At 67.0% G+C, this 20,686-nt stretch carries 21 protein-coding genes and 1 riboswitch; of the genes, 8 read left to right on the top strand and 13 right to left on the bottom strand.

What is annotated here, in order from left to right; genetic code table 11:
• Positions 1 to 61: 61 nt before the first annotated feature.
• The 4 genes from FB459_RS00930 to FB459_RS00915 all read right to left on the bottom strand — a co-directional run bounded on the left by FB459_RS00930 (position 62) and on the right by FB459_RS00915 (position 3,221).
• A complete protein-coding gene (locus tag FB459_RS00930) occupies positions 62 to 754 on the bottom strand; it encodes a response regulator transcription factor (RefSeq protein WP_246092257.1) in 693 nt (230 codons plus the stop codon).
• A gap of 66 nt (positions 755 to 820) precedes the next feature.
• Positions 821 to 1,339 (bottom strand): type 1 glutamine amidotransferase domain-containing protein, encoded by a 519-nt coding sequence (locus tag FB459_RS00925; protein ID WP_129625390.1) that lies wholly within the window; start codon positions 1,337 to 1,339, stop codon positions 821 to 823.
• Positions 1,340 to 1,480: 141 nt separating this feature from the next.
• Positions 1,481 to 1,732, bottom strand: a complete 252-nt coding sequence (locus FB459_RS00920; protein ID WP_141927134.1) for a hypothetical protein — start codon at positions 1,730 to 1,732, stop codon at positions 1,481 to 1,483.
• Positions 1,733 to 1,796: 64 nt separating this feature from the next.
• Positions 1,797 to 3,221: an amidase family protein gene (locus FB459_RS00915; protein ID WP_141927133.1), complete on the bottom strand. Its 1,425-nt coding sequence runs from the start codon at positions 3,219 to 3,221 to the stop codon at positions 1,797 to 1,799.
• Positions 3,222 to 3,264: 43 nt separating this feature from the next.
• On the opposite strand from FB459_RS00915, the gene FB459_RS00910 reads away from it, so the two are divergent.
• Positions 3,265 to 4,494: a thiolase family protein gene (locus tag FB459_RS00910; protein ID WP_141927132.1), complete on the top strand. Its 1,230-nt coding sequence runs from the start codon at positions 3,265 to 3,267 to the stop codon at positions 4,492 to 4,494.
• A 40-nt stretch (positions 4,495 to 4,534) separates the two neighbouring features.
• A complete protein-coding gene (locus FB459_RS00905) occupies positions 4,535 to 6,355 on the top strand; it encodes an AMP-dependent synthetase/ligase (RefSeq protein ID WP_141927131.1) in 1,821 nt (606 codons plus the stop codon).
• Positions 6,356 to 6,557: 202 nt separating this feature from the next.
• On the opposite strand, the gene FB459_RS00900 is transcribed toward FB459_RS00905, so the two are convergent.
• The 5 genes from FB459_RS00900 to FB459_RS00885 all read right to left on the bottom strand — a co-directional run bounded on the left by FB459_RS00900 (position 6,558) and on the right by FB459_RS00885 (position 11,354).
• Positions 6,558 to 7,574, bottom strand: coding sequence for a CNNM domain-containing protein (locus FB459_RS00900; RefSeq protein WP_141927130.1), 1,017 nt, complete (start codon positions 7,572 to 7,574; stop codon positions 6,558 to 6,560).
• Positions 7,571 to 9,028: a hemolysin family protein gene (locus tag FB459_RS00895; RefSeq protein WP_141927129.1), complete on the bottom strand. Its 1,458-nt coding sequence runs from the start codon at positions 9,026 to 9,028 to the stop codon at positions 7,571 to 7,573. Before FB459_RS00895 ends, FB459_RS00900 begins: the two co-directional genes overlap by 4 nt.
• A 218-nt stretch (positions 9,029 to 9,246) precedes the next feature.
• Positions 9,247 to 9,314: riboswitch (guanidine-III (ykkC-III) riboswitch) on the top strand.
• Positions 9,315 to 9,329: 15 nt separating this feature from the next.
• Positions 9,330 to 10,781, bottom strand: a complete 1,452-nt coding sequence (locus FB459_RS00890) for a phytoene desaturase family protein (RefSeq protein ID WP_141927128.1) — start codon at positions 10,779 to 10,781, stop codon at positions 9,330 to 9,332.
• Positions 10,774 to 10,914, bottom strand: a complete 141-nt coding sequence (locus FB459_RS17015) for a hypothetical protein (RefSeq protein WP_170221631.1) — start codon at positions 10,912 to 10,914, stop codon at positions 10,774 to 10,776. The genes FB459_RS00890 and FB459_RS17015 overlap by 8 nt, the downstream gene beginning before the upstream one ends.
• Positions 10,915 to 10,988: 74 nt before the next feature.
• A complete protein-coding gene (locus FB459_RS00885; protein ID WP_170221630.1) occupies positions 10,989 to 11,354 on the bottom strand; it encodes an SdpI family protein in 366 nt (121 codons plus the stop codon).
• 46 nt (positions 11,355 to 11,400) lie between these two features.
• On the opposite strand from FB459_RS00885, the gene FB459_RS00880 reads away from it, so the two are divergent.
• Positions 11,401 to 12,123: an aromatic acid exporter family protein gene (locus tag FB459_RS00880; RefSeq protein ID WP_141927126.1), complete on the top strand. Its 723-nt coding sequence runs from the start codon at positions 11,401 to 11,403 to the stop codon at positions 12,121 to 12,123.
• A 5-nt stretch (positions 12,124 to 12,128) separates the two neighbouring features.
• Here the strand turns inward: FB459_RS00880 and FB459_RS00875 are convergent, their stop codons facing one another.
• On the bottom strand, positions 12,129 to 13,082 hold the full coding sequence (locus FB459_RS00875) for a succinylglutamate desuccinylase/aspartoacylase family protein (protein WP_141927125.1): 954 nt from the start codon (positions 13,080 to 13,082) through the stop codon (positions 12,129 to 12,131).
• On the bottom strand, positions 13,079 to 13,558 hold the full coding sequence (locus FB459_RS00870) for an ATP-dependent zinc protease family protein (RefSeq protein WP_129625402.1): 480 nt from the start codon (positions 13,556 to 13,558) through the stop codon (positions 13,079 to 13,081). Before FB459_RS00870 ends, FB459_RS00875 begins: the two co-directional genes overlap by 4 nt.
• 25 nt (positions 13,559 to 13,583) lie before the next feature.
• On the opposite strand from FB459_RS00870, the gene FB459_RS00865 reads away from it, so the two are divergent.
• Complete coding sequence (locus FB459_RS00865; RefSeq protein WP_141927124.1) at positions 13,584 to 14,783, top strand: RimK family alpha-L-glutamate ligase; 1,200 nt, start codon at positions 13,584 to 13,586, stop codon at positions 14,781 to 14,783.
• Here FB459_RS00865 and FB459_RS00860 read toward each other — a convergent pair.
• Positions 14,761 to 15,201 carry an IS110 family transposase gene (locus FB459_RS00860; protein ID WP_141927123.1) on the bottom strand — a complete coding sequence of 147 codons (441 nt, stop codon included), beginning with the start codon at positions 15,199 to 15,201 and terminating at the stop codon, positions 14,761 to 14,763. The two genes, FB459_RS00865 and FB459_RS00860, sit on opposite strands and share 23 nt — an antisense overlap.
• Positions 15,202 to 15,474: 273 nt before the next feature.
• On the opposite strand from FB459_RS00860, the gene FB459_RS00855 reads away from it, so the two are divergent.
• The 3 genes from FB459_RS00855 (at position 15,475) to FB459_RS00845 (ending at position 16,771) form a co-directional block, all read left to right on the top strand.
• Positions 15,475 to 15,756, top strand: coding sequence for a DUF1905 domain-containing protein (locus tag FB459_RS00855; RefSeq protein ID WP_141927122.1), 282 nt, complete (start codon positions 15,475 to 15,477; stop codon positions 15,754 to 15,756).
• A gap of 242 nt (positions 15,757 to 15,998) precedes the next feature.
• Entirely contained in the window at positions 15,999 to 16,421 is a 423-nt protein-coding gene (locus FB459_RS00850) for a CrcB family protein (protein ID WP_141927121.1), read from the top strand.
• The gene (locus FB459_RS00845) at positions 16,418 to 16,771 is read left to right on the top strand and encodes a fluoride efflux transporter FluC (protein ID WP_205744709.1); all 354 of its coding nucleotides are present in this window, start codon (positions 16,418 to 16,420) and stop codon (positions 16,769 to 16,771) included. Before FB459_RS00850 ends, FB459_RS00845 begins: the two co-directional genes overlap by 4 nt.
• Positions 16,772 to 16,778: 7 nt before the next feature.
• Here FB459_RS00845 and FB459_RS00840 read toward each other — a convergent pair whose 3' ends face one another.
• Positions 16,779 to 17,288, bottom strand: coding sequence for a MarR family winged helix-turn-helix transcriptional regulator (locus FB459_RS00840; protein ID WP_141927120.1), 510 nt, complete (start codon positions 17,286 to 17,288; stop codon positions 16,779 to 16,781).
• Between the two features lie 96 nt (positions 17,289 to 17,384).
• Here FB459_RS00840 and icmF point away from each other — a divergent pair, with 96 nt between their 5' ends.
• Positions 17,385 to 20,618, top strand: coding sequence for a fused isobutyryl-CoA mutase/GTPase IcmF (gene icmF, locus FB459_RS00835; protein ID WP_141927119.1), 3,234 nt, complete (start codon positions 17,385 to 17,387; stop codon positions 20,616 to 20,618).
• The last annotated feature ends 68 nt before the right edge of the window (positions 20,619 to 20,686 follow it).

Raw genomic sequence — 20,686 nt, 5'->3', positions numbered from 1 at the left:
GGAACCATCGTAGATAAGCGCGTGAATGGTCGTATGTTCACGGCCACCATGTGGAGCAACGTCAGAGTGACGGCATGCGTTCCGGACGGAATCCGTGACGCAGCGCCCAGGCGACGGCCTGAGCGCGCGTGTTGACGCCCGCCTTGCGGTAGGCCGAGCGGATGTAGGTCTTCACGGTGTTGATCGACAAGTAGCACAGCCGGGCGATCTCTTCGTTGGAGTAGCCCTGTGCGATGAGCCCGATCACCTCGCCCTCGCGTTCGGTCAGGTCGATGTCCTTGCCGGGCCATTCGGTTTCCGGCAGCGGGTCGACCGCGTCCGAAAGCACGACCGCGTGCTCCCCGGCCGCGATCTTCTCGAGCGCGTCCACCAACCGAGCGGTCGGGACGGCCTTGGAGATGTACCCGTGCACGCCGATCGCGAGTGTGTCGCGCACTGCGGACTCATCCTCTGTGAAGGAGTAGGCAACGACCTTTCCCACCTTGGCACTGTCCAGCAGATGCCCGACCTCTGCGGAACCGCCCCGGGGTGCGGCGAACGTGTCGTACACCGCGATGTCGACCGGTTGCGACTCGTCGTCGTCCACATCGAACTCCACGACCTGCACGCGATCGCCGTACGGCGCGAGCACCGCCGCCAGACCGGCGACGACGAGTTCGTAGTCGTTGACCAATGCAAGGCGCAACGGGTGACCGTCGGGTGGAACGGCGGGCTCGTGGGGGGAGGAACGGGGCACGTCAGCGGGGGCGATCACTGGGTTTCCTTCGGGACATCAGTTGCCGGACCGACCCAGCGGTCGATCCGGCAACGACGTGAGCGATCAGTTCAGGGCGGAGAGTACGGCGTGCTGGAACGCCGGCAGGTCGTTGGGGTTGCGGCTGGTGATGAGATTGCCGTCGACCATGACGTCCTGGTCGACCCAGGTGCCACCGGCGTTCTCGATGTCCGTCTTCAGACTCGGCCACGAGGTCAGTGTCCTCCCCTTGACCACGTTTGCCTCAACCAATGTCCAAGGTGCGTGACAGATCGCTGCGACCGGCTTGCCGCTCGCCACGAAATCCTTGACGAACTGCACCGCGCCATCGTTCGTGCGTAGTTCGTCCGGGTTGGCCACTCCACCGGGCAGGACGAGCGCGTCGTAGTCGTCGACACTCACGTCCCTTACCACCTTGTCGACCTTCTGTGTCTCGGTCTTGTCGAGGTGATTGAACAACTGAACGGTGCCGGACTCGGTGCTGATCAGTTCGGTGTCGTGACCTGCATTGCGCAGGGCTTCCCACGGGTCGGTCAATTCGACGGCTTCGACGCCTTCGGTGGCTGTCAGGAATGCAACCTTCACGGCTGAGCACCTCCTGGGAGATCGATGAGGACTCGGGTCTTCGCCCGGTCGTTGGGCAGGCTTACCGTATGGAGTTTTCGCGGACAAATGTCCGATGCTGCACTGATGCGGCACTAAATCACCCCGTGGGGTGGCGCTGCCTCAGCGCTTGGCGTGCCGCTCGCGGAACGGCGGCAGTCCACCGTCGCGGGCGATCATCGCGAGCACTTCCGCAGGTGCCTCGGTTCCGCGCTTCTCGTGAGCCGCCTTGACCTTCTGGGCCCGCTCCAGCCGCAGCCGCGACTTCGGATCACCCTGGGTGGACACCTGCGCAGGGCCGAAGACGGTGAGGCCGGCGTACTCCAGCCGCCACAGCAACCTGTAGCCGATACTGAGTCCGGTCTTGTCCTTCACTGCGGCTACATCCTCTGAGTGTGGTGCGGGGCTGACCCGAGAATCCTACGTCGTGTCATGGTGCTCAGACGTACGGGACGAAGGTCGGCCCGGGCAGCCGGCCGGTGGACGCGTCGCGCGCCGCTTCGTAGGCGTGCCCGATCTCCAGCAGGGTCTGCTCGCTGTGTGCCGTGCCCCAGAACGTGACCGCCACCGGCAGGCCGACCGCCAGTTCGGACGCAACGGTGAGCAGCGGGTAGCCGGCCTGAGCGGACGGTGCGGTGCACGAACCCGAGACGTGCTCGTGGTTGACATGGTCGATCAGGAACGCCGGCGGGTAGGCGGGGGAGACCAACGCGTCCAGATCGTGCTCGCGCAGCACCGCGTCGATCCCGTCCTCGCGTCCCGCACGTCGGCACCGGGCAAGCGCTTGCTCGTACTGCGGTGACTCGATGTCGGGACCCTCGAGAGCCTTCTCGAACAGCGACTGGCCGAAGTACCGCAGCTCGCGATCAGCGTTGACCCGGTTGAACTCCACGACATCGGCGAGGTCACGCGGGCCCTGGCCGCCGCGGGTCGCCAGGTAGTCGGTGAGGTGCACCCGGAGTTCGGCGAGCAGCACGATCTCCTCGTCCGGCCAGCTGTACTCGGGCGCGAGATCGGCGTGGTCGATGATCGTCGCGCCGGCCCGGGAGAGCAGTTCGAGGGCGCGCTCCGCGGGCGCGTCCGCGTGGGCGCTGTAACCCCAGTAGGTCTTGCGCGGGACGCCGATCCGCCTGCCGCACAACGGTTTGTCGTCGGGCTCGGGGATGGCGTAGTCGTCAGCGGTCAGTACCGAGAGCAAAACGGCCGACTGTGCGACGGTCGTGGTCATCGGACCGGGTGAGTCCTGAGAGACCGACACCGGTATGACCCCGGTCGTCGGCACCAGACCGACTGTCGGCTTGAGCCCGACGCACCCGTTGAACGCCGCCGGGCAGGTGATCGAGCCGTCCGTCTCGGTGCCGATCGCGAAGTCCGTGATGCCCGCACCCACCGCGGCACCGCTGCCCGAACTCGACCCACCGGCGGAGCGGTTGAGCGCGTACGGGTTGCGGGTGAGCCCGCCATATCCGCTCCACCCACTGATCGAGTTCTCGTCGCGGATGTTCGCCCACTCACTCAGGTTGCTCTTACCGACGATCACCATTCCGGCATCACGCAGACGGGTGACCAGAGCCGCGTCCCGCGCAGGGTTCGGCAGTTCGGCGAGCGCGAGGGAGCCGGCAGTGGTCGGCAGGTCGGCCGTGTCGATGTTGTCCTTCACCAGGACCGGGACGCCGTGCAACGGTCCGCGGGGTGCTTCGGCGTCACGTGCCCGTGCCTGGGTCGAAGCGTCGTCGGCCACCGTGCACACCGCTGCGATCTGTGGGTTCACCTCGGCGATGCGGGCCAGCGTTCGTTCGACCAGTTCGGCGCTCGTGGAACTTATACCGGCGATCGTCGCAGGTCTCGGTGCTTCTAGAGTCATCACCATCCGTCGATGTGATCGTTGCCGCGACAAGGAGCACTCCATGGGCGCATCATTCGTCTACGACGCCGTTCGTACCCCCTTCGGTCGTTACGGCGGTGCGCTCGCCGGCACGCGCCCGGACGACCTCGCCGCACTGGTCGTCGGTGAACAAGCGCGGCGCGCAACGGCATTGGACCCCGAACGCATCGACGAGATCCTTCTCGGCAACGCCAACGGTGCGGGCGAGGAGAACCGCAACGTGGCGCGTATGGCCGGGTTGCTCGCGGGCCTACCGGTGGGGATTCCCGCCGCCGCGGTCAACCGGCTGTGTGGCTCGAGCCTGGACGCGGTGATGCTCGCCTCCCGTGCGATCGAGGTCGGCGATGCGGACGTCGTGATCGCCGGCGGCGTCGAGTCGATGAGCCGCGCACCGCTGGTGATGCCGAAGCCGGAGAAGCCCTTCCAAGCCGGAAACATGGACCTGGTCTCGACCACCCTGGGGTGGCGTCTGGTCAACAAGAGGATGCGACCGGAGTGGACGGTGTCCCTGGGTGAGGCGACCGAGCAATTGCGTGAGAAGCACGGCGTCACCCGTGACCGACAGGACGAATTCGCCGCTCGCTCACACCGTTTGGCGAACCAAGCCTGGGGTGACGGCTTCTTCGACAACCAGGTCGTTGCCGTTCCCGAGGTCGAGCTGACCCGTGACGAATCCATCCGTCCCGACACCACCGTCGAGAAGCTGGCCGGCCTGAAGACCTCGTTCCGCAAGGAGAACGGCACGGTCACCGCGGGTAACGCCTCGCCGCTGAACGACGGTGCGAGCGCGGTGCTGGTGGGGTCCGAGGCCGCTGCCGACCTGACCGGTCTGCAGCCGCTCGCGCGGATCGCCGGCCGTGGCGCGGCAGCAAACGAGCCGCGGTTCTTCGGGTTCGCGCCGGTGGAAGCTGCAAACCGCGCGCTCGCGAAGGCCGGCATCGACTGGTCGGACGTGTCCCTGGTGGAGTTGAACGAGGCGTTCGCCGCCCAGTCTCTCGCCTGCGTCGATGCCTGGGACATCGACCCCGAGATCGTGAACGCCCACGGAGGCGCGATCGCGATCGGTCACCCACTTGGCGCGTCCGGCGGTCGCGTGGTCGGCACCCTGGCCCGGGCGCTGCAAGCGTCGGGCCGGCGGTGGGGTGTAGCTGCGATCTGCATCGGAGTGGGTCAGGGACTGGCGCTGGTGCTGGAGAACGTCTCTGACCGCCCGGTTCGGCCGCGACGTAGGTCCCATCCGTGTGGCGGCTAACCTGATTCGGCCGTTTCCAAACCGATCAGGGGGATCCCGAGTGAGCAGCAGTACGTCCGTCCGTGAGTTCGCGGTGGAGCAGGACTTCACCCTCGACGAGGACGGGATTCTCGCCCGCCTCCCGTGGCGTCGTGCTGCCGAGCGTCCGCAGCACACCAGCTTCGAGCGGTTCGAGAACGGGCAGTGGCTGCCGGTCACCGCCGAACGCTTCCTGGCCGAGGTGAAGGCGACGGCCAAGGGACTCCTCGCGTCCGGCGTCGGTGCCGGCGACCGCGTCGCACTGATGGCCAACACTCGATATGAGTGGATCCTGCTCGACGCGTCCGTGTGGGCCGTCGGTGGCGCGACCGTGCCGATCTATCCGTCGTCCTCGCCGTCGCAGGTCGAGTGGATCGTCCAGGACTCCGGTGCACGAATCCTGTTGGTGGAGGACGCGATTGCGCGCGACAACCTCTCCGGGGCCGACCTCGCTGATGCCGAAATCATGGTCATCGACGACGGCGCCACCGGCGTCCTGCGTCGGCGCGGGGTGGACGTGCCCGACGACGCGATCGAGGCGCGCCTGGACGGTCTGACCCTCGACTCACCCGCCTCGATCATCTACACCTCCGGCACCACCGGACGCCCGAAGGGTTGCGTGATCACCCACCGCAACCTGCTTGCCGAGGCGCGCGGTGTACTCGCCCACCCGATCGGTGAGTCGGTTGCCGGGTCCGGCAACCGCACCCTGATGTTCCTGCCGCTCGCGCACGTGCTGGCGCGGGCCGTGACCTACGCGGCCTACGAGGGTGGCGCCACGATCGGGTTCTGGGGCGATTTCAAGACGATCGTGGACAAGTTCGGTTCCTTCAGGCCCGAGATGATCCTGTGCGTGCCGCGGGTGCTGGAGAAGGTGCACGGCGGCGTCCGCGCGAAGGCTCTCGCCGGCGGACCGGTCAAGGCCGAGATCTTCCGTCGCGCCGAACGGGTCGCGATCGAGTGGAGCAAGTGCCAGGGCAACTCGGGTCTGGACGACGCCACGAAACCGTCGGTCCGGCTGCGCGCGGAGCACCGGTTGTTCGACAAGCTCGTCTACTCCAAGGTGCGCGAAGCGATGGGCGGACGCTGCTCGGTCGCGATCACCGGCGGTGGCGCGCTGGGGGAGACGCTCACCCACTTCTACCGCGGCATCGGGGTGCCCGCGTACGAGGGCTACGGCCTGACCGAGACCTGCGCGGCGATCACGGTGAACGGTCCGGGCGTGCAGCGCATCGGCACCGTCGGTCGACCGGTCGCCGGCAACGCGGTCCGGATCGCCGAGAACGGTGAGATCGAACTGCGCGGTCCGGTCGTGTTCGAGCAGTACTGGCAGAACTCCGACGCCACCCGCGATGCTTTCCACGACGGCTGGTTCAAGACCGGCGATCTCGGTGAACTCGACGCCGACGGTTATCTGCGGATCACCGGACGCGCCAAGGAGATCATCGTCACCGCCGGCGGCAAGAACGTCGCCCCCGGACCGTTGGAGGAGCAACTGCGCTCGCACGAGGTGATCGGTCACGCGATGCTCGTCGGCGAGGGACGCCCGTTCGTGTCGGCGTTGATCGCGCTCGATCCCGAGGGCGTCGCCGACTGGGCCTCGGCGAACGGCAAGCGGGTCGGCCCCGACCTCGCCTCCGACGACCAGTTACGCGCCGAGATCCAGGTTGCCGTCGATGAGGCGAGCGCCGCCGTGTCCAAGGCCGAAGGCATCCGCAAGTTCGTCGTGCTACCCGACGACTTCACCGAGGAGACCGGCGAACTGACCGCCACGATGAAGATCAAGCGCCACGTCGTCGAGCAGAAGTACGCCGAACAGATCGAGTCGATCTACCGCGAGTAGAAACCTGACCCGGCGAATCCTGACCGCTGGTTGAGTACGCCAAACAGATCGATCTACCGCGAGTAGAAACCTGGCCCGGCGAATCCTGACCGCTGGTTGAGCCATGCGAATGAGGAACGAATTCGCATGCGCCGAAACCAAGGTGAGACAGAACGGCCACCCAGGCACAGGTCGCCGGGTGGCCGTTCATGCATTCAAAGGGTCAGTCGTGGGCCTCGACCCCGCGCGGGAACAAGCTCGGCAGGATGTCGGTCAACGTGAGCACACCGGCGAACCTCTCGCCGTTGCGGATGACCGCCAGTTGAGTGCTGGTCTCCCGCATGGTCGCGATGGCCTGGTGCAACGGAGTGGTGCGCTGGAACTCCACCACCGGACGCGCGAGAGGCCCGGCGAAGTCGTCCAACTCGACCCCGCTGAGGGTGTCGCGCACGTGCACGAACCCACGGACGTGGTCGCCGTCCTTGAGCAGCACCCGCAGGTGACCGCTGCGACGGGTCGCCTCCTGAACATCGCGCACGGTGGCGGAGCCGGCGACCGAGGTGACCTGAGCGCCCTTGCGCAACAGGTTGCCGACCGTGAGATCCTCCAGGCCGAGGGCCTGGGTGATGGACGACTGGTAGCCGAGTTCGAGCGCGCCGACGTTCGCGGAGTGTTCGACCAGCGCGCGAAGAGCCTGCGGGTCACCGGCGATCGTCAGCTCGTCGACCGGCTCGACACCACTACGGCGCACCAACCGGTTGGCCGACGCGTTCAGCAGGCGCAGCACCGGGCGGGTCAGCCACATGAAGGCGCGCATCGGGATGGCCAGCACGGTGGCCGACATCTCCGGGTGCGCGATGGCCCAGGACTTCGGCGCCATCTCACCGATCACCAGGTGCAGGAAGGTGACGATGATCAGCGCGAAGACGAACGCGAGCACGTCGGCGAAGGTCGGTCCGAGCCCGACCGCCTCCAGCGGAGACATCAACCAGTGGTGCACCGCAGGCTTGGTGATCGCACCGAGGGCCAGGGTGCACATGGTGATGCCGAGCTGGGACCCGGCCAACAGCAGCGTCAGTTCGCTGGAGTTGCGCAGCGCAGCGCGCGCCGCACGTGAGTTGGACGCGAGTTCTTCGAGGCGGTGCCTGCGCGCGGCCATGAGCGAGAACTCCGTCGCGACGAAGAACGCCGACAACACGATGATCGCGATGGTCGCAAGGACGACGGTGGTCGTGCTCATGCCCGTCCCTCCTCGTTCGCGGCTGCCCGCTCGACGCGGTCCGCCTGCTCCTCGCGCTCCTCGCGCTCCTCGCGCTCCTCGCGCTCCTCGCGCTCCTCGCGGACCAGCGCGGGCTCCGGAAGGGTGAGTCGCACGCGGGTGGGCACGTAGTGCTCCACCTCCAGCACCTCGGCCCGCAGGACGTGCGGGTCGGTCGGCTCGTCGGCCACGAGATCGGCTGCGTCGATCGGTAGTTCGACGTCGACGATCACGCCTTCCTCCGGCAGCGAACCGTAGGCATCGATGATCAGGCCGGCGACGGTCTCGTAGTCGCCCTCGGGCAGGTCGATGTGCAGGGAACGCTCCACCTCGTCGACGTGGACATCACCGCCCATCACCCAGATTCCGTCGTCCGGTTTGGGTTCGTAGGACTCGTCCTCGGGGTCGTGCTCGTCGGTTAGTTCGCCGACGATCTCCTCGGCGAGATCCTCGACGGTGAGAATGCCGGTGAAGCCGCCGTACTCGTCCACGACGCAGGCGAGCACCTGGCGCTCGGCGTCCATCTGCTCGAGGGCGTCGGGCAGGTCCATCAGGGACGACAGCACCAACGGCGGCTTGGCGATGTCGGTCACCGGGGTCGCCAGGTCGACGACGTTCAACACGTCGACCAGGTGCACGACACCGAGGATGTGCTCCTCGTCGTCGAGCACGGGGTAACGGGTGTGCCCGGTCGACATCAGTTCGCGCACCTCGCCGACGGTGGCGGTGTCACGGACGACGTCGACGCGCGAGCGCGGCATCATCGCGTGCTCGACGTTCTGCCGCGGGAAGTCGATGATGCGGTCAAGCACGTTCGACAGTTCGGCCGACAGTTCGCCGCGTTCGCGCGACTCCTCGACGACGTGTTCCAGGTCGACCGCGGTGGCCGAGTGCTCGACGTCGTGCACCGGCTCGATGTTCAGCATGCGCAGGAAGAGTTCGGCCGCCTTGTCGAAGACCCAGATGATCGGGCCGAACACGGCCAGGTAGATCTTCGTCGAGCGCGACAGCAGCCCGGACATCTGGTCGGCACGCGCGATCGCGTAGTTCTTGGGGTAGAGCTCACCGAAGAGCATCTGGACGAAGGTGGAGAACAGCAGCGCCAGGATGCTTCCGATCGCGACCGAGATTCCCATCGTGAGGCCGCCGCGTTCCATCACCTCGCCGAGGGCCGATCCGATCAGCGGCTCGGCGACGTAACCCACGAGCAGTCCGGTCACGGTGATGCCCAGCTGCGCGCCAGAAAGCATGAACGAGGTGCGCTTGGTGATCTCCAGGGTGCGCTGCGCGCCCTCGTCCCCGGAGGCTGCCCGAGCAGCCAGCTTGGAACGGTCGACCGCCATATAGGCGAATTCCTGCGCGACGAAGTATGCGGTGACTGCGGTGATGAGCAGCACGACCACGATTCCGGCCAGCAGCGAGAGCGCGATGCTCATCGGCGGGCCTCAACCGGGTAGGAGGGGAAGGGGCCGGTATGCGGAGGTTGGTCGTCCATCGTCGTTTCTGGTGGGGTGACAGGTCGTTACACAGAGTACGGGCTGCCCGCTCCAACGCGGGCAGCCCGGCTCGGGTTCCTCTGTGGGATCCACGCACCGCCGTCCGATTCCACCGCCGGGGCGAGTCGCCTGCCGGCGACAGATGTGAGACCTTCGAAGCAGAACCTCAGCGATGAGATTCCCGGACGAGGGGCGCCGTACCCGGACAGCGACAAGACGGCCCGTGGAGGCAAGCTCAAACTCACGCACTGAGCGAGGGCAGCGGAATGTTGGTGTCGTCCAACAGGGTTCGCGCGGCCCACCAGCCGGACATGCCGTGCACGCTGGGACCGGGCGAGGTCGCACCGGAAGCGATGTAAACGCCGTCCAACGGGGTTCGCCACGGGGTCGGCGATGCCACCGGGCGCTTGATCATCTGAGTCATCGTCACCGCGCCGGAGGAGAAGTCGCCCCCGGCGAAGTTCGGGCTCACCGCACGTTCGAAGTCCGTTGCCCTGGTCGCCGTCGAAGCCAGGATCAGGTCGCGGAAACCGGGTGCATGCTCCTCGATCATCGCGGTGGCCCTCTCGGTGATGTCATGGTCGCTGGCGTACGGCACGTGCCCGTACGCCCACAGCACGTGCTTGCCTGCCGGTGCTCGCGACGGGTCGACCACGGTCGGTTGTACCAACAGGATGTACGGCCGGTCCGGGATGCGACCGCGCGCGACCTGACGCTCGGCGTCCGCGATCTGTGCGCGGGTGCCGCCGAGGTGAATGGTCGGCGTCTCGCGCAGCACCGGGTCGGTCCAGGGGATGGGACCGTCGAGCGCCATGTCGACCTTCGAGACGCCGTTGCCGTGCTTGAAGCGCTTAAGTGCACGCCGATACCCGGCGGGGAGCCGGTCGCCGGCGAGGCGCAGCAAGCCGGGCACCGCGACGTCCAGCACCGCCCCGTCGTACCCGTCCAACTCGCGCAGGTCGGTCACTTCGACACCGGTGCGGACGCGTCCGCCGTGATGCTCCAGGTCGGCGACGAGGGCGTCGGCGATCGCCTGCGACCCGCCGACGGGCAGTGGCCAGCCGGCGGCATGTGCAGTTGCGCTCAGCATCAGGCCGGCCCCCGCCATCGCCAGGCGTGGGTGCTGACCGATGGTGTGCGCGCTGCACCCGATGAGCATCGCCGGGGCGACTTCGTCGCGAAAACGCAACCCCCACAAGTAAGTTCCAAGCTCCAGCGAGCGTGCGCCGTAGATCGCGGGTCCGGCCAGGTGCTTCGGCACACCGATCAGCGGGCTGGTCGCGAACTGCGAGACCGCGTCGATCCGGTCGACGATCGGCCGCAGCAGGTCGCGGTACGCCTCGCCGTCGCGTCCACCGATCGCTGCGGCGGTGCGGTCGAGGTCGCGGTAGCCGCGGCCCGTGCGTCCGTCGGGCAGCGGGTGACCGAACGAGACCTCGGGCACGACGAGTTCGATCCGGTCGGTCAGCCCGAATGCCTGGAAGAACGGGCTCGCCAGTGCCATCGGGTGGACGGCGCCGGCCAGATCGTGCCGGAACCCGGGAAGGGTGATCTCGCGGGTGGCGGTGCCGCCGCCGACCCAGCCGTTCCGCTCGAGAACCTCGACCTCCAGGCCGGCCCGGGCCAGAGTGACGGCCGCAGCCAGACCGTTGGGCCCGCTGCCGACGACCACCACCCGCCGGCTGTCAGGCATCTGCAGCACCGGCCGTTGCACCGGTGGAGGTGGGTTGTTCGAGCACGAAGATCGCCGACTCGATCCACCCGATCCGTTCCACGAACCACTTCTCGACGGCCTTCGCCCGTTGCGGCAGGAGGGAATCAACCACACGGTAAGGGTATTGAGATTCGACCCGTACTGCACCGTCCGGGCATCAGCAGGCCTCCCGGACAGCCGCCGGCCTCAGTCGGTTGCATCGGCAGCCTCGCCGGCGGTCCGGGTCAGGGGCCATGCGGCCGCCAGTACGAAGACCTCGGGCGCGAACGCGACGACGGCAGCCGCGATCTTCCACCCAGGGATCAGGAGCAGCAAGCCGGCGACGGCGCAGATGCCGGACGCAACGGTCAGGGATCGGGCCATCGGCCAGGCGGCCGTGTGCCCGGCCCGCCACGCGGCCTGGTTGCGCATCGTCCGCGCGGTGCGGATACCCGCCCACTCATTGGGCCTCAGCCGTCCGGTCGCGGCGGCCCACGTCGTCCAGCCGATGGCGGCGGCCACCAGCAGATCGCACGCGACCAGGATCAACACCGCGATGGTCAACTCGTCCATGAGCTCCACGATTTCAGACGAGTTCCCGGAGCCCGCACTTGGACGCGTGACTGATTCACTCATACCCACGGGCGCGCAGAGCACGTGGGTTCCGTTGGCGGCGCTGTTCGTCTTCACCGCCGGGCGCAACGACCTGAACGACTACACGCTCGGCTACTTGCTGCAGATCACGCTCGGCATGGTGGTGGGTCTCGTCGTCAATGCCACTGTCTTCCCCTCCCTCGGATTGCATGACGTCGAACGCCACGCGATGGTCGTGCGTACCGACATCGGGGATTCACTGCAGGCCTTCGCCGACCACTTCCGTCATCCCACGCCGCAGACGGAGGAACAGTTGCGCACGTCCTGTCTGCAGGGACTGCCGGCGTCCGCCGCGGTTCTTCGCGAATTGGGTGAGGAGGCCGGGCGTGCGGGACGCGGCAACTTCCGGAGGGCGCGGTGGGACCGGGTTCGAGCCGATGTCCTCGGGCTCAAGGAGGCGACGCAGGCGTGCGCGCTGTTGCTCGAAGACCTTGCTCGCGAGGTGCTCGAGGACGGACTCGAGACCGTCGCGGACGATCAGCGCCGTGCGTTGGGCGACGCCGCGGCTGCGGTGAAGACCGCGATCGACAACGCCCAGTTCGCGGTCGTGCCAGGTGAACGGGCGCGGGCGGCGAACGAGTTGCTCGACGCGAGCATGCGGGACGAGGCTCCGTACATCGCCGAGCGGATCACCCAGACGCTGCGCCGCTGCGTGCGGTTGGCCGCCGCATGGGTCGACGAGACCTGATCGGCTCAGACGATGGTGGCGATGTGCACGAGCGCATCGCCGGAGTTCACCAACGGTGCCTCGGTGTGGCCGACGATGATGCCGTCGCGGTCGGCGTACACGGCGCGCAACGTCTTGCCGAACGAGTCGTAGAGCGCACCGAGCCGCTCGCCGAGGGCGACGTGTTGTCCCAGGTGTGCGTCCAGGCGCAGGATCCCGGTGCGGCGAGCGCGCACCCAGCCGCTGCCACGGCACTCGATGGACGGCGTGGGCGGTTCGCCCTCGAAGGGATCGATCATCCCCATGCCCGCCAACACCCGTCGGACGCCGACCACGCAGGGTTCGATCGCCCAGTCGTCCAGGCGCAGGGGCGCACCTGATTCGACGAGCAGGACGCGCGCGCCGCGCTCGCCGGCGACGTGCCGCAACGACCCGTCGCGGATCTCGGAGTGCATCATCGCCGGTGCCGCGAAGGCCGTGGCGAGTTCGCGGGTGCGGGCGTCGTCGAGGTCCGCGCGCACCTGCGGCAGGTTGGTGCGCCGGTCGGACGCGGTGTGCAGGTCGATGCCGACCTCGCACTTGGCGACGACCTCCTGCAGGAACAGGTGCGCGATGCGTCCGGCGAGCGAGCCGCGGGCGGACCCGGGGAAGCTGCGGTTGAGGTCGCGCCGGTCGGGCAGGTAGCGGTCGCCGGCCAGGAAGCCGTGCACATTGACGACCGGGACGGCGATCAGCGTGCCGCGAAATTCCTTGGGGTACAACGAGGCCAGCACCTCACGGATGACCTCGACCCCGACCACCTCGTCGCCGTGGATCGCCGCGTTGACCCAGACGACCGGGCCGTCCTCCTTGCCGTGCACCACGCGGATCGGCAGCGAGACCTCGGCGCCGGTGACCAGCCGGGTGATCGGCAGTTCGGTGTTCTTCGTGCTGCCCGGGCGGACGCGGACGTTGCCGATCGCGAACGACTCGCGCTTCATGCGTGGCCCCGGTTGCGTCGCCGGGTCTGCAGCGACGGGCGTCCGCCGTAGTAGGAGTGGCCGGAGTCGACCAGGAAGCCCTGGCGCAGCGCTTCGCGGCCGACAAGCATCCGGAAGCCCATCTCGTCACGGTCGGTGAGTGTGAACTCGGCGGGGATCCTGCGGTCGGCGATCGACAGCGTGGTGGAGACGACGATGCGGCGCTGGATCTGCCCGTTGGAACTGCGGATGTCACGGCGGTCGTGCACGGGGAGTTCGGCCGCGACGATGTCGTCGGTGGACTTCTGCCAGGGCCGAACGTCGAAGCGCACCCAGTCGACGCCGTCCCGTTCGAACTCCTGCACCTCGTAGGCGTGGATCGAGGAGGTGCGCGCGCCGGTGTCGAGTTTGGCCTTCACCCAGTCGACTCCGAGGTCGGGCAGGCAGACCCACTCGCGCCAGCCGACGGTGAGGTTGGACTCGCTGGGCGCTGGCACCCGGACAGTGTGGCAGGGTGCCACCGTGAAACTCGCGATTCTGTCCCGTGCGCCGCGTGCTTATTCGACCCAACGCCTGCGAACCGCTGCCCTCGAACGCGGGCACGACGTGAAGGTGCTCAACACGCTCCGCTTCGGAATCGACCTGTCGAACGACGAACCCGACCTGCAGTTCCGTGGTCGCCGATTGTCCTCGTACGACGCGGTATTGCCGCGCATCGGTGCTTCGATCACCTACTTCGGTACGGCTGTCGTGCGCCAGTTCGAGCAGATGGACGTCTACACGCCCAACACCGCGAACGGCATCAGCAACAGCCGCGACAAGCTGCGCGCCACGCAGATCCTGTCGCGGCACAACATCGGCATGCCGGCCACCTTCTTCGTGCGCAACCGCGCCGATGTGAAGCAGGCGATCGAGCAGGTCGGCGGCGCTCCCGTCGTGATCAAGCTGCTCGAGGGGACGCAGGGCATCGGCGTGATCCTGGCGCCGGAGGTCAAGGTGGCGGAGGCGATCATCGAGACCTTGCAGTCGACCTCGCAGAACGTGCTGATCCAGGCCTTCGTCAAGGAGAGCAAGGGGCGCGACATCCGGGCGCTGGTCGTCGGTGACCGTGTCGTCGCTGCGATGCGCCGGACGGCTCAGGGCGATGAGTTCCGCTCCAATGTGCACCGTGGTGGCTCGGTCGAGGCCGTCGAACTCGATCCGGAGTACGAGGCGACTGCTGTTCGTGCGGCGCAGATCATGGGTCTGCGGGTGGCCGGTGTCGACATGCTCGAAGGCAATGACGGGCCGTTGGTGATGGAGGTCAATTCCTCACCCGGGTTGCAGGGCATCGAGACCGCGACCAGGCTCGACGTCGCGGGTGCGATCATCGACTTCATCGGCGACCAGGTCGACTTCCCCGAGATCGACGTCCGCCAGCGGCTGGCCGTCTCGACCGGGTACGGCGTCGCCGAGCTGGCAGTGCACTCCGGCTCGGAGATGGTCGGAAAAGCGTTGCGGGACAGCGGTTTGTCCGACCGCGACATCACTGTTCTCACCCTGCACCGCGGCACCTCGGTCACCCCGTCGCCGCGTCCGGGCAAGGTGCTGGAGGCCGAGGACCGTCTGCTCTGCTTCGGCAAGCTGGAGGAGATGCGCTCCATGATCCCCGAGCGCCCCAAGCGCCGCCGCCGCGTCAAGAAGCTCGCCCAGAAGGCCATCACCGCTGCCGAGAACCCCTGACCAACGCTGGGTGAGCCCCCGAGTACCGACGCACGATCTGTCGGATCTGTTTCTTGTTCGCGGCCCGTTGTTGATCCAGCACCAGGATGTCTTGGGCGTACTCGGTAGCCAGTTCACGCAGGATGGTCATGTCCAGGGGTTCGTAGCGTGGTCGCCAGGTCGCGACCTGCCCCAGTTGGGCGATCGTGAGCGCGTGCCGGGCATCCGTACCGAGCGCGGTCGCGTGTAACAGCGCGGTGAGCATGTTGATCGTGACGGTGCGGCGGCTGATCCAGTCCGCAGCGCGGCGTAGCCCGGCTGGTGTGGTCGGGAACTGCTGATCGTCCAGGACTGCTCCGGTCCCGGGATGGATCACGGCGTAGTGGTGCGTGGCGGCGTGGGTGTCCACCCCGATGACGTACTGGCAGATGTCTGCCACGATGGTGGAGCTCCCAAGGACCGCTGGTTGAGCTGCCGAGTACCGCTGGTTGAGCCGGGGGACTGAGGAACGAAGTCCCGCGCGCCGAAACCTCTCGCGTTCACGAAGCAACTCGATCGAGATCAGACGCCGGTCGAGCCCCCGAACACCGCTGGTCGAGCCCTGCCCACACCGCTGGTTGAGCCCTACGGATGAGGAACGAATCAGTAGGCGCCGCAACCAAGGTGACGTTCATCCGGACCCAGCCACAACAGTCCGAACTACCGTATTCACGTGCACCTCGAATTCGACGCCGAAGTCATCGAGTGGCGTGGCCCGGCGCCGTTCCTCTTCGCCGTGATGCCTGAGCCGCAATCCGCCGAACTTCGCGACATCGCAAAGCAGGTCACCTACGGCTGGGGGTGCATCCCGGCGTCCGCAGAGGTCGGCGACACCGCGTTCACCACCTCGTTGTTCCCCAGGGGCGGCGGCTTCCTGGTCCCGATGAAGGTCGCCGTGCAGCGCGCCGAGGGCATCGCACTGGGCGACGTCGTCCACGTCCGACTGACGATCTGATGAACGCGGGAGGGATCACTGTGCGGTCGGCGGAACTCGTAGGCGTCGAAGGAGTGCGCTTCCTACCGACCGAACACCGAGGCGTCGGCGTGCTCACCATCGCCGGATCCAGCGGCCGTCGGACACCGAGCCGGTCGGCGGCGTCGATGATCCGGCGGTGCTGCGTATGGAGCGAGCCGTCCGCGCGTCCGCGGCGACGCCTTCGCCTGTGAAGTGAGCACCCGGCTGGATAGCCTTCCCGGGTGAACCGCCAGCCACCCGATACGGACGCCGCCGCAGTTCGTTCCGACCGGCTGGTGCTCCCGGCGCTGGTTTTCGTCGGTGGTGCCGCCGGCACGACCGCGCGTGCACTGCTGAGTGAGCGGTTCCCGATGCGGGCGGACGGCTGGCCGTGGACCACCTTCGTCATCAACGTGCTCGGTGCGCTTCTGCTCGGCCTTCTGCTCGGGGTTCTTGCGCATCTCGGCGACGACAGCGGTGCACGCCGACGAGTTCGGTTAGGACTCGGGACGGGTCTGTTGGGCGGATTCACGACCTACAGCGCCTTCGCGGTCGAGGTGGTGGAGCGTGACCTGGGCGCCGGTCTTGCCTATGCGACCGCGAGCGTCGTGGCCGGAGTGCTCGCCGCAGGGATCGGGCTCCGACTGCCGGGCATGAACCGATGATGCTTTGGATCGCCCTCGGGGGAGGCACCGGCGCACTCCTGCGTTGTGTGCTCGACACCTGGATCGCCGCGCGGGTGCGAGTGAGGGTCCCGGTCGGCACTCTGGTCATCAACTTGCTCGGATCGTTCGTGCTAGGCCTGCTCGTCGGTCACTTCGGACACGCTTCGGAGGCCACGAAGGTGCTCGGTACGGGTGCCATGGGCGGGTTCACCACGTTCAGCGCGGCGTCTGTGGAGTCGGCCCGGCTGCTGCTCGCGCCGAAGGTGCACTGGGCGGGCGTCGTGCATGCGCTCGGGATGGTCATCGGGTCAGTTTTGGTCGCCGCGCTCGGCCTGTGCGTCGGCGGTTGAGTTGTGCTCAGAAATCGCCTGCGGCAGAACGCATCCGGGCGATGATCGACACAAGTGACTCGAGGTCGTCGCGGTCGAGTTCCGGTCGGCCGAAGACCTGCTCGTTGAGCGCAGCCGTCGCTTCTTGCGCGAGTGAGCGTCCTTCTGGTGTCAGTGCCACGATGAACGCGCGCCGATCGTCGGGGTGCGTGGTACGGGTGACGAGCCCGGCCTGCACCAACCGGTCGACCGCGTTGGTGACGGACGTCGGGTGCACCTGCAGGCGCGACGCGATCAGCTTCATCGGCAGGCTGCCGCGACGACTGAAGGTCAGCAGCATCAGCACCTCGTAGCGGGCGAACGTCACGCCGAACGGCTTCAGCACCGCATCGACTCGGGCCGAGACGATCTGTTGTGCCCGCATGATCGAGGTGACTGCCGCCATGCCCGGCGCAGCATCGGCCCACCCGCGATCCACCCACTGATCCCGCGCGACCCCGATGGGGTCGGCAGCGAGGCGGGCGGGTGCTTCGGTCATGGATCGAGAGTAGATCAAACTCGCGTTGACGTCCATTAATAGGAAGTCCTACTATTTTGCGAGAGCTGAGTCACGTCCACGCACCCGGAGGACCCCATGGCCGACATCAAGCCTGAACTGCACAAGCCGGAGCACCACGTCCGGATCGTTACTGCCGCAAGCCTGTTCGACGGCCACGACGCCTCGATCAACATCATGCGGCGGATCATGCAGACGCAGGGTGCGGAGGTGATTCACCTGGGCCACAACCGTTCGGTGCAGGAGGTCATCGACGCTGCGCTCGAGGAAGACGCGCAGGGCATCGCGGTCAGCTCCTACCAGGGTGGCCACGTCGAATACTTCGAGTACCTCGTCGATCTGCTCAAGCAGGCGGGCGCCAAACACGTGAAGGTCGTCGGTGGCGGCGGCGGCGTGATCGTGCATGACGAGATCGACCGCCTGCGCAAGGCCGGCGTCACGATCTTCTCGCCCGAGGACGGCCAGCGCATGGGCCTGGTCGGAATGATCAATTCTGTTGTCGCCGACTGTGATTACGACCTCTGGCAGCTGGGCCGGGCTGATCTGGACGCAGTGCTGTCGGGTGATCGTGCAGCCATCGCGCGAGCGATCACCGGCGCGGAGCAGGGTGCGCTCTCCGCCGAGTTCGTCGACGCGATCAACCAGGCTGCGGCCAAGCGTCCGGTGCCCGTGCTCGGCATCACCGGCACCGGTGGTTCTGGAAAGTCTTCTCTGACAGACGAACTCGTGCGCCGCATGCGCCTCGACCAGCAGGACAAGCTGCGGGTCGCGGTGCTGGCGATCGACCCGACGCGTTCGCGCGGCGGTGGTGCATTGCTCGGCGACCGCATCCGGATGAGCTCGCTCGACGGTGACCGTATCTTCTTCCGGTCGCTCGCCACCCGTGGCAACAACCAGGTGCCCGAGCACCTCGACCAGATCATCGCGCTGACCAAGGCGTCCGGTTTCGACCTCGTCATCCTCGAGACTCCCGGTGTGGGCCAGGGCGATTCGGCGATCATCGACTATTCCGATGTGTCGATGTACGTGATGACTCCGGAGTTCGGCGCCTCCAGCCAGCTGGAGAAGATCGACATGCTCGACCTGGCCGACGTGGTCGCGATCAACAAGTTCGAACGCCGTGGGGCCGAGGACGCGTTGCGCGATGTCGGACGCCAGATGGTGCGCAACCGTGAGGCTTTCGGCAAGAAGCCCGAGGACATGCCGGTCTACGGCACCTCGGCGGCCACCTTCAATGACGACGGCGTGACCGCGCTCTACCAGGAGCTGCGAAACCTGCTGTCGGAGAAGGGAATGCACGTCGAGGACGGCGTGCTTCCGCAGGTCGACACCAAGCAGTCGACCCGGATCGCCACGATCGTGCCGCCGTCCCGCGTCCGCTACCTCTCCGAGATTTCAGAAACGGTACGTGACTATCATTCCGACACCGCGAAGTTCGCCAAGGCGGCAGCCCGTGCGCAGCGTTTCGAACTGGTCGCCGGCGAACTCGGCGAGGTGCCGCACAGTGTCGCCGAGCTGATGGAGAAGGCGCAGCAGGACGTGCCCGACGAGATCTCCAAGGCTCTCGTGAAGTGGCCGAGCATCGTCGATTCCTACTCGGGCGACGAGCAGGTCGTGAAGATCCGCGACCGCGAGATCGTGAACAAACTCACTCGGGAATCGCTGTCCGGCAACAAGATTCCGCGCGTCGCGCTCCCGCGCTTCGACGACCACGGCGAGCTGGTGAAGTTCCTTCGCCGGGAGAATCTGCCGGGCTACTTCCCGTACACCGCCGGCGTCTTCCCGTTCAAGCGGGAGGGTGAGGATCCTGCCCGCATGTTCGCCGGCGAGGGCGACCCGTTCCGCACGAACCGCCGCTTCAAACTGCTGTCGGAAGGCCAGCCGGCCACCCGCCTGTCAACCGCGTTCGACTCGGTGACCCTCTACGGGCGCGACCCCCACGAGCGTCCGGACGTCTACGGCAAGGTCGGCACGTCCGGCGTCTCGATCGCGACGTTGGACGACATGAAGGTGCTGTACGGCGGGTTCGACCTCGTCTCGCCCACGACGAGCGTGTCGATGACGATCAACGGCCCGGCACCGACGATTCTCGCGTTCTTCCTCAACACGGCCATCGACCAGCAGGTCGACGCATTCACCGAGCGTGAAGGCCGTGAGCCGAACGATGACGAGCGCAAAGAACTCGCGGCGTACGCCGTCGCCAACGTCCGCGGCACCGTCCAGGCCGACATCCTGAAGGAGGACCAGGGCCAGAACACCTGCATCTTCTCCACCGAGTTCAGCCTGAAGATGATGGGCGACATCCAGCAGTGGTTCATCGACCACCAGGTGCGCAACTTCTACTCGGTCAGCATCTCCGGCTATCACATCGCCGAGGCCGGGGCGAACCCCATCAGCCAGCTGGCGTTCACGCTCGCCAACGGCTTCACCTATGTCGAGAGCTACCTCGCACGGGGCATGGACATCGACGACTTCGCGCCCAACCTGAGCTTCTTCTTCAGCAACGGCATGGACCCCGAGTACTCGGTGCTCGGCCGTGTCGCCCGCCGAATCTGGGCGGTGGCGATGAAGGAGAAGTACGGCGCGAACGACCGCAGCCAGAAGTTGAAGTATCACGTGCAGACGTCCGGCCGGTCCCTGCACGCACAGGAGATGGACTTCAATGACATCCGCACCACGCTGCAGGCGCTCATCGCGATCTACGACAACGCGAACTCGTTGCACACCAACGCTTATGACGAGGCTGTCACCACGCCGACCGAGGAGTCGGTGCGTCGTGCGCTCGCGATCCAGTTGATCATCAACCGTGAGTGGGGTCTGGCGATGAACGAGAACCCGCTCCAGGGATCGTTCATCATCGACGAGCTCACCGACCTCGTCGAGGCGGCGGTGCTGAAGGAGTTCGACCGCATCACCGAGCGTGGCGGCGTGCTCGGCGCGATGGAGACCGGCTACCAGCGCGGGCGCATCCAGGACGAGTCGATGCTCTACGAACACCGCAAGCACGACGGCTCGCTGCCGATCGTCGGCGTCAACACCTTCCGCCACCCCAAGGCCGACGACGGCACGCCGAAGCACATCGAACTCGCCCGCGGCACCGAGACCGAGAAGCAGGGTCAGCTCACCCGAGTCCGTGAGTTCCAGCAGCGGCACCAGGGCGAGTCCAAGCAGGCGCTGGACGAGTTGCGTGCCGCAGCGGTCAACGGCGACAACGTGTTCGACGTGCTGATGCGCGCCGCGCGGGTGTGCTCGCTGCAGCAGATCACCGAGGCCTTCTTCGAGGTGGGCGGTCAGTACCGGCGCAACGTCTGACCAGCCTCTACACCCGTAGTCAACGGAAGTGGTCGTGATCGCGACCACTTCCGTTCGCGCGCTGAGTA

Source organism: Yimella lutea (assembly GCF_006715095.1).
In the GTDB taxonomy this organism is placed as follows: domain Bacteria; phylum Actinomycetota; class Actinomycetes; order Actinomycetales; family Dermatophilaceae; genus Yimella; species Yimella lutea.
Note: the sequence above shows the minus strand (reverse complement) of the source record. Positions and strands in the feature narration are given on the sequence as shown.

Excerpts from the sequence above, each read along its gene's own strand:
- FB459_RS00915 (WP_141927133.1), bottom strand. The coding sequence starts at position 3,221 with ATGACTCTAGAAGCACCGAGACCTGCGACGATCGCCGGTATAAGTTCC.
- FB459_RS00910 (WP_141927132.1), top strand. The coding sequence starts at position 3,265 with ATGGGCGCATCATTCGTCTACGACGCCGTTCGTACCCCCTTCGGTCGT.
- FB459_RS00900 (WP_141927130.1), bottom strand. The coding sequence starts at position 7,574 with ATGAGCACGACCACCGTCGTCCTTGCGACCATCGCGATCATCGTGTTG.
- FB459_RS00895 (WP_141927129.1), bottom strand. The coding sequence starts at position 9,028 with ATGAGCATCGCGCTCTCGCTGCTGGCCGGAATCGTGGTCGTGCTGCTC.
- FB459_RS00890 (WP_141927128.1), bottom strand. The coding sequence starts at position 10,781 with ATGCCTGACAGCCGGCGGGTGGTGGTCGTCGGCAGCGGGCCCAACGGT.
- FB459_RS00885 (WP_170221630.1), bottom strand. The coding sequence starts at position 11,354 with ATGGACGAGTTGACCATCGCGGTGTTGATCCTGGTCGCGTGCGATCTG.
- FB459_RS00875 (WP_141927125.1), bottom strand. The coding sequence starts at position 13,082 with ATGAAGCGCGAGTCGTTCGCGATCGGCAACGTCCGCGTCCGCCCGGGC.
- FB459_RS00845 (WP_205744709.1), top strand. The coding sequence starts at position 16,418 with ATGATGCTTTGGATCGCCCTCGGGGGAGGCACCGGCGCACTCCTGCGT.
- FB459_RS00840 (WP_141927120.1), bottom strand. The coding sequence starts at position 17,288 with ATGACCGAAGCACCCGCCCGCCTCGCTGCCGACCCCATCGGGGTCGCG.
- icmF (WP_141927119.1), top strand. The coding sequence starts at position 17,385 with ATGGCCGACATCAAGCCTGAACTGCACAAGCCGGAGCACCACGTCCGG.